Annotated in this window: 3 protein-coding genes; all 3 read right to left on the bottom strand. The window is 39.1% G+C overall.

Annotated features, from left to right (window positions below; translation table 11 throughout):
- Positions 1-534: 534 nt before the first annotated feature.
- Positions 535-2,214, bottom strand: a complete 1,680-nt coding sequence (locus VE944_RS26765; RefSeq protein ID WP_414690164.1) for a PfaD family polyunsaturated fatty acid/polyketide biosynthesis protein — start codon at positions 2,212-2,214, stop codon at positions 535-537.
- Positions 2,215-2,274: 60 nt separating this feature from the next.
- The gene (locus VE944_RS26760) at positions 2,275-6,285 is read right to left on the bottom strand and encodes a PfaB family protein (RefSeq protein ID WP_324984361.1); all 4,011 of its coding nucleotides are present in this window, start codon (positions 6,283-6,285) and stop codon (positions 2,275-2,277) included.
- A gap of 49 nt (positions 6,286-6,334) precedes the next feature.
- On the bottom strand, positions 6,335-8,132 hold a 1,798-nt coding region (locus VE944_RS26755; protein ID WP_324984358.1), incomplete at its 5' end, for an SDR family NAD(P)-dependent oxidoreductase.

Here is an 8,132-nt window from a genome sequence, read left to right as displayed (position 1 = left end):
CAATTTCCAGCCGCTCGGCAAACTGGTTAACCAACCAATCTTGAATATCTGTGACTTCAAAATGTCTAGAATTTGAAATAGTCATAAGGTGGTGCATTTGCATAAGTTAAACAATTAAGCTTCACTTAAATAAATTTGCTAGAATTAATCAATCAATTTCTGAAATCGTCCCTAAAAATAATGCAGTATTGTCTAGAAAATTTCATTAGCTAACTCTGGAAAAAAAGTCAATATTTTTGAATTATCTCGTTCAGCCAAGATTAGCAACACTTTTTAAGTTTTCAGTCCTAAATCCATAAATTATGCTATTTTGATAAAACTTTGTATTTTTAATTAGACAATAGACAAAGTTCGAGCAAACGAAGCCAAAAGCCAACACCAAAGAATACAACTTGCCTTCAGCTATAAATAAAGGACGAGATATTTCCTTTGGAGGTAAGGCACTCAACTTGTAGCTGAAACTGACAACTGACTTATATAAGACTTTTATTTGAGTTATGAAAAACTCACCCTCAACTGGAAAAAGCTGATTCCCTACTGCCTACTTAAAGGAATTGGACGATAATAACGGTAGTGGGCTGGCATTTGCAAACCCTGGAATTTCAAACTTTGTAATCGATATAGGTAAGCTGCTCCGGTCATAATGTGGTGAGCAACGTCAACTACATATCGTGCATTTGGTTCAGCCAAGTAAGATTCTTTTACCCATTCATTAAAAGCACCTATAGCTGGGCCACACCAAATTTGATAATCCATTTCTCGCCCTTTTTCACCAGAAGAAGACCAGCGAGAGGACAATCCCAAATACCAACGGAAAATTAGCGCCATTTTCCGCTTAGGGTTATCGTTTGCCCTAGTAATTTGCTCTGGATCTCGTTCAGTGAAAAAAGCAACCGTATCCTGCCAAATAGCTTCGAGGTTTCTGCCAAATACTTGCTCTTCTAATTTTTTTCTTTCCTGAAGTGGAATTTCATCAATTGAGTTGTAACTTCTGTAAAGGTCATACAATTTCTGCGCCCGCATTGGGAAAAGAGTGCCGTGTTTGAGCAGTTGTACTTTTACCCCCATTTCAAACATATCGGCAGAAGGAGCCATAATCACATCTGCCATACTAGCTTGAGCTAGCAAGTTTTTTGTATGCACAGAACTTCCAGCTTCAACACAAGATTGATTAATAGAACCAGTCACTATATAACTAGCCCCCATCATAAAGGCAGCTAATGCGGATTCAGGTGTTGCAATACCCCCTGCTGCACCGATTCTTACCTGTTTGTCATAGCAGTACTTTTGCTGTATCTGATCTCGAAGAACGAGGATGGCGGGTAGAAGACAAACCAAAGGACGATTATCTGTATGTCCACCTGAATCTGCTTCTGTGGTAATATCATCAGCCATCGGAACTTTTTCTGCTAGAGTAGCTTGTAATTCTGTGATCAGTTGTTGTTCAACCAGCTGCTGAAGAATTTTTCTTGGGGCTGGCTGTAAAAATTTTGTCGCCACTTCTTGACGAGAAATTTTAGCGATGATTTTATTTTTAACTTCGATTTGACCGCTCGCATTCAAACTTAGCCCCGCAGCTCGATAATAGACGATATGGGGGGTCAAATCCAAAAATGCTGAAGCTTCTACAGTTCTAATACCGTGTTTGAGATATAAATCTACAGCGTGGCGCTCTAAGGCTTCTTCGCTGGGACTGTGAATCAGGTTAAAGGCGTAAGGGCCTTGGGGAAGGGCTTGCTGAATGTGGTTAATAGCTGCTTCAATGCGGGAAGGAACCAAACCAGCCGCACCAAAACTCCCCAAAATGCCTGCTTTTCCTAAAGCAATTACTAGCTCTACGGAAGCAATGCCACCTGCCATTGCACCAGCCATATATGCATATTTTACACCGTGAAAAGCGAGGAAGTCGCGATCGCCTAATTGTTGCGGCGTTAGTGGCGGCGCAACCATCAAAGTCTCTAATTTTTCACTTTGATTGTTATTAGAGTCAGAAAAATTACCTTGGTTGGCGATACCAACCCGATTCTGGTCTTGGATAACATAACAAGGTTGGTGTAAATTCAACAGCCGAGATTTGATTTCCATTTCCTCAAAGGCAATTGAATCTAAATCACTTTTCCTAGCTTTGTTCATATTATTGAGAGAACTTGTCACGTTGTGACCTTCTAATAAAGTTGTGGAAGCATCTTTTGGTTTATTTCCATTTCCTAACATTTTGAAAAACCTCGGATTACAACAAAGTTTATGTTTTTCATGTAACTAAATTAATTTTAGTTATGTATTTTTAGGCTTTTCAGATAACTGAAGTCCCAAGTTTTTGATATAAGCAATTATTTTGTTACCATAGATAATTTCGACATTAGCTATAGCAAAAGGCTGAGGCGATCGCCCCATTTCTATCACTTCTATTCGATAGGTTAAAGTGCCAAAAGCTGGCGTAACTTGTCCGCGAAAACGTACTATTTGTGGACGTTGAGTAATAGCCTGAAATCTGGCATTTTTAGTGCAACTCTGTAATCCCAAAAACAGCATATAAAATTGCAGAAGTTGAGAGCTACCTTCAACCATGAGACTACCGGGCATAGTCGGGTCATTTTTAAAGTGACAGAGAAAATACCAGTCACTTGGCTCTACAGTTTTTGTAGCAGTAACTAAACCTAATCCCGCAGCTCCTCCTTGAGGATCTACAGACAACACTTGATCAAACATCAACAGCTTCTCTGACGGTAATCGTAGTGATGGATTCAAGCCATTTTGTTGATAATTACTGCCGAAGCAAGCAGCAATATTTCCTTGGGTTAAGTGAACTAAGTCTTGGCGGTGAAAAGTAGATTTTTGACACGATAGTAACGGTTGAAAATGCTGTTTCTGAATCTGGCTTCTTTCTTTCTCGTCTCGCTCGGTAAAAATAATACCTTGTCCTTGGTCTAATTCCTCGTCAGAAAATAATCCTGCACAACCTCCAGAAATTTTCAGAAATAATTTGTCGTTAAGAAAACACTCGCCACTAAAAAAAACGACCAAGTTTGATGCAGTTTTTACAGCAGAGTTTATTTTAACGTCGTAACGCATGGTTTTGATATTTTCTGGCTGGTAACTGAGAAATGTAGCAGTTAAATCTAGTAAGCGAAATGACCTCTGTCCTTGATTATCAAAATCAGTTCCCAAGTAACCAAGTAAAAGTAGGAAACCCTGCCCTGCTTCTTCATATATTCCTATAGGAATTTGACCATCTACAGCGAACCAAGCATCAGCAGGCAGATCGTATTCAGTTTGGATAAAACCAGAACCATACTCACCTCTGATACCTTCAATTTTGTTTACACGGTTGATAAACAGATAAGGAGGATTGGGAAGTCTGACTCGTCTAGGATAGGGGTCAATTATTTCATAATCTTTACCCAATACTTTTGAAACCTGTCCTTGGGCAAACTCAAGTACATCAGCCTCATCAAAAATAACGTCGGCAGACTTTTTAGAGATAGAAGCAGTACTTTTAGACAAGCTGATTGAATCTAAATTTTCACCGTTTTCGTTGTTGCTGTCGCTCAAACTTGGAGCCATCAGTGGATACTTTTCTAAGCTGATTTTTTTTAGAAAAGACTTCTTTTGATTGCTACTTTCTGCGGTTGTAGAGTAGAGTGGTGACAAATCCACAGGGGCGCGATGACTTAAAAGCTGTGCCAAAGCTTTAACAATAGCAGTATAATCATCGGCTCCTCTACGATTAATGGATATAGTAACGTGTTCTTTTTGTTGGAGATTATCAGCAATCCATCGAGAACAGGTATTACCAGGGCCAACTTCAATGAATATCCTAGCTCCATCTTCGTAAACCTGGTTAACCAGTCGCGGAAAATCAACGCGCTGACAAAATCCTTGACTAACACGATGAGCCAGAGATTCCCTATCAAGGGGCATTAAATCATAATTAGCTGAAGAATAAAAATTAATCCCTGAGACGTTTTGAGTCGGTGAGCTGTTAAGTTTAATTAGCTCATCATATTCCCCAGCCATCGGCTCACAATGGAGTACCAAGTCAGCAGGTGCGCGGAACGCATCGCAATTTAAATCTGCGATCGCTCTCTGACAGGCTTGGGGTTCTCCAGCTATGACAACTTCTGTAGGGGTGTTAATATTTGTCAAATAAACTTGAGTTTCCTGTTTTAGGCGAGAGACAACACTAGATAGTGGAGCCATGAGAACATAACTATGCCATACAGCTTCCTCTTCATGTGCATTTTCCGGTAAGTCCCAATAATCTCTGACTGTTTTTTTCGCACCTACTAAGCGTGTTTGAAACAATTCTGATGAATGAACAAATTTGTGAACATTGTCGCCGTTAGTCCAAACATTTAAGGAATACAACATGGTGCTTTCGCCCATACTGTAACCAAAGGCGGCTTGAGGCTGGATTTGGAAATAATCTCTCAAGATGTGTGTTAACAGCACTGAAAAACCTGTTCCAGAAACTTGCATTGATAGGGGATCATTGAGCAATTTTGCGTCTAAATCTTCTAATTGCCTTTTAGATATTTGATTGAGACTTCTGGGATAGAGTAATTTCTCACGAAAAAATAGGTTAGGTTGAGAAACGAAACTGGTGGCGCGTTCAAAAGTTTTGGGAAATAAGTAGAAAAGTTTCCGCCCCATGCCAATGTAGGAATTAAAGGCACCTGGGTAGATAAAAGCGATATGACCCTGTTTACCTTGGGGCTTGGCGGTGAAATAGCTGCCTGATGGGCTTTTCCAATCTTTACCTCCAGCAAAGGCACTGGGGATACCCTTACGTCCGCGCTGGATTTCGCGGAGCAATTCGTCTTGGTTTTGTCCGACGATCGCTAAAGCATAAATCGCTTGTGGGTTATTTTGAAAAGTGGCAAAGGTCTGATTAGCAACGGTAGACAAAGAGGAACTATTTTTAATTATCTGTTCTAATGTCTCCAGTTGCTCTAGTAATCCAGATTGGTTATTAGCAGCGATCGGGAAAAGATAGAAGGGAGTTTGTTCTAAGCACCTATGGTTGCGATCTTGTGAACTGGAGTCTTCTGATAAAATTATGTGTACATAAGTTCCGTCGCTAGCTAGGCTATTTATAGCAGCGACTCTTGTTGTTTGTGCTGAATTTAAAAACCAAGGTCTAGATTCAGTAGGGACATAAAAAGGACTGTCCTGCAAAATTTCGGGGTTTTTCGGGCTAGTCCACTGCGGTGTTGCGGGAATGTAACGGTTGTGTAGGCAAAGAGCAGTTTTAATTAAGCTGGCGATTCCAGAGGCAATATAAGTGTGCCCAATGTTAGCCTTGACACTGCCGATCGCACAACTCAATTCGGAGTTAGGAACTTGATAAGCTTGGATTAAACCCTGGATTTCTGCACGATCCTGCTGTTCATTTCCACTAGCAAACACTTCTAGGTAGCCGATGTCTGCGGGGCTAACTCTGGCTTTGGCAAAAGCTTTATGGCAAGATTGTTTAACTGATTCAGCTGCGTTAGTTGAACTTTCATATAAGTGACTAACTGTGTCAATTACTGCATAAATGCGATCGCGATCGTGTTTGGCTTTTTCATATCGCTTTAAAACTATAGCTCCGGCTCCTTCACCTACTATTGAGCCACTGGCATTACAATCATAACTGAGGGTTGGTTTACCAGACATCACACAATCAACACCAGCAAAATTCACAGCGCTCACCACCACACAATCTACTGGGCCGACAGTAAGCAACGTTTTTGCTGTTTCTAGCGCCTCAAAAACGGAATTCTCTTTAGCATTGACAACAAAGTTAGGCCCTGAAGTATTCCATAAAGTAGAAATTTTTTGGAAAACAGTATTTATTTTTTCACTAGAAATGTTGTCATTATCTCCAGTTTCAACTAACTTTCTATCAAGTTTATTAACTTGGTTTTCGTTAATGACAGCAACAATAGCCACATTTTGCAGTTTTTTTTGCTTTTGATCTAACTTTGCATCTTTTAAAGCTTGATCAATCACCTTTAGCATTAACAATTGCTTAGGGTCGTGTTTGTCTATGTCGTTGGGCGGGATTTTGAAATGAAACGCATCGATTTCAAAATCTTGAATATAAGCTCCCAACAATGCTTGATTGTTATAAGAGTCCTCCTCTTCCACTGTTGGCAGCTTTGGCTGTATACCTTGACAGCGTATAGGAGGAATAGGAATAAAATACTGGGTCGCATCGTAAATACTACGCTCAAATTTATCCAATCCATGACACGTACCAAAAAATGCTTCTATGCCTACAATTGCTAGTTTTATTGTCATTTTTTATATTTACTAATATGTACGCAAGGTTATAGTAAATTACAAGTACTTAATTCTCTATTGCTAAACAAGAATTCTGTAAAAATAGAAGGTTTAGCCGAGCGCTTGCAGTTACCTGCATTTGTGAGATGCAAACATAGATTTGGCCTTGAGCGTCGTGTGCTGTAATATTAGCAAAAATATTTGTTTCACTTTTTGAGATAACTTCTACAGAAACATAAAATTCTTCATCGAAGGGAATGGGTTTAAACTGCTCTAACCTTTGTACTTGTAAAGGCAAGCTAGCTAAATCATCAAAGTGCCTCACCAAAACTACTAAACACTGAAATAAAATATCTCCCGTATAGGGATTAAATGTTTGCAAAGGAAATTGACCTTGTTTTTTGATTTCAACCTTATCTAAGCAACATTGAGCAGTCAGTTTTTCAGGAGTAATATTGAGAATCCGCTTTAATCCCTTAAAACTTGACCCATGAAATAATACGCCATTTTCATAAGGTAATAGCCTCAAAGTTGCCGGATCTTGACTTTTATTAAAATATTCATAAGTATCAGATGAGGGAATCTGCTGCACAATTTTTATTTGAGTACTGTAATGATAATGAGGTATAGCTTTAGCACTTTCACTCCATAGCAGTACTTCAAAATCTATTTCTCCAGTATCAGTTTTACTGATTTCTTTTAAATCTAAAAAGTATTCTCTTGCCAGCGTTTTATCAAAAACAATTCCTTTGAGAACTTTGTAATTGTTACAACTAAAGAATTTGTAACCTGGATAAAGTTGCTCACAAGTATTAGCAATCCACGCAATGCTACACATAGCTGGCAAAACTGGATTACCGCCAATTACGTGATCGTATACAAAAGGGTTAGCTGTTAATTTTAATTGACGAGACACACGAAAGGACTGTGATTCAGAATTTAGCTGCTTAGGTTGGGCGACAATTGGGTTACTCATTACCAGAGTTTGGGCAATTCCATTATGAGCAGACTTCAATTCATCAACTAATATCTGGGCACCAACTTCTAAAGGAATTAGTTCTATATCTTGTTGAGCGAATACTTTCTTTAATTGTGGCGTAACCATACCACCATCCCAAGGCCCCCAACCTATAGAAACTACGCGACAGGAAGGATATTTACGCTGGAGTAGGTAGGCTGTTTTATTAAGTATTTCATTAGCTAGTGCGTAATCTGATTGACCTGGATTACCGTAAAAAGCAACAAATGAGGAAAACAAAACGATACAATCTAATTGACTAGCGTCTACACAACTAAGTAAGCTTTCTAAACCTTCTATTTTGGTAGTGTAAACGGTATCAAAATCCTCCTCTGTTTTATTTTCAATTAATTTATCTGCTAAATTTCCAGCCCCATGAATAATTCCTGTAATTCGCCCTAAACGCTGAACTACTGGTGCTAACTCTGTCTGTAAAGCAGAATTATTAGTAATGTCTACGCTGAGATATTCTACTTGCACTCCAGTTTGCTGAATGGTGGAGATTGTTGTTGCAATCTCTCGTTGAGCTAATAAATGATTGAATGCTTGTTTGACTTTTACCGGTGTAGGTTTTTCACCTTGGGCAATTAAATCCTGCATAATTCGCTTTTTTAACTCAGCTTCATCGAAGCAATTTTTAGCCCATTCTGGTTCAGTTTTGGTAAGTTTGGAGCGACCTAGTAAGATAAATTTGCACTGATATTCTTTCGCTAGTTGGATAACACATTGTGCTGTCACTCCTCTGCCGCCACCACTGACAAGAATAACGGATGATGAATCAATCTTGGCGTTTGTGTTCATTTTGCTTATTTTGATTGTTTCAACACAGGGATTAAGATGAGCTTCA

Source organism: Nostoc sp., from assembly GCF_035638895.1.
Lineage (GTDB): Bacteria > Cyanobacteriota > Cyanobacteriia > Cyanobacteriales > Nostocaceae > Nostoc.
The sequence above is the reverse complement of the archived record's forward strand: the minus strand, read 5'-3'. Positions and strand labels throughout refer to the sequence as shown.

What these genes read in the sequence shown, in the direction of transcription:
- VE944_RS26765 (WP_414690164.1), bottom strand. Translation starts at nt 2,214, where the DNA reads ATGTTAGGAAATGGAAATAAACCAAAAGATGCTTCCACAACTTTATTA.
- VE944_RS26760 (WP_324984361.1), bottom strand. Translation starts at nt 6,285, where the DNA reads ATGACAATAAAACTAGCAATTGTAGGCATAGAAGCATTTTTTGGTACG.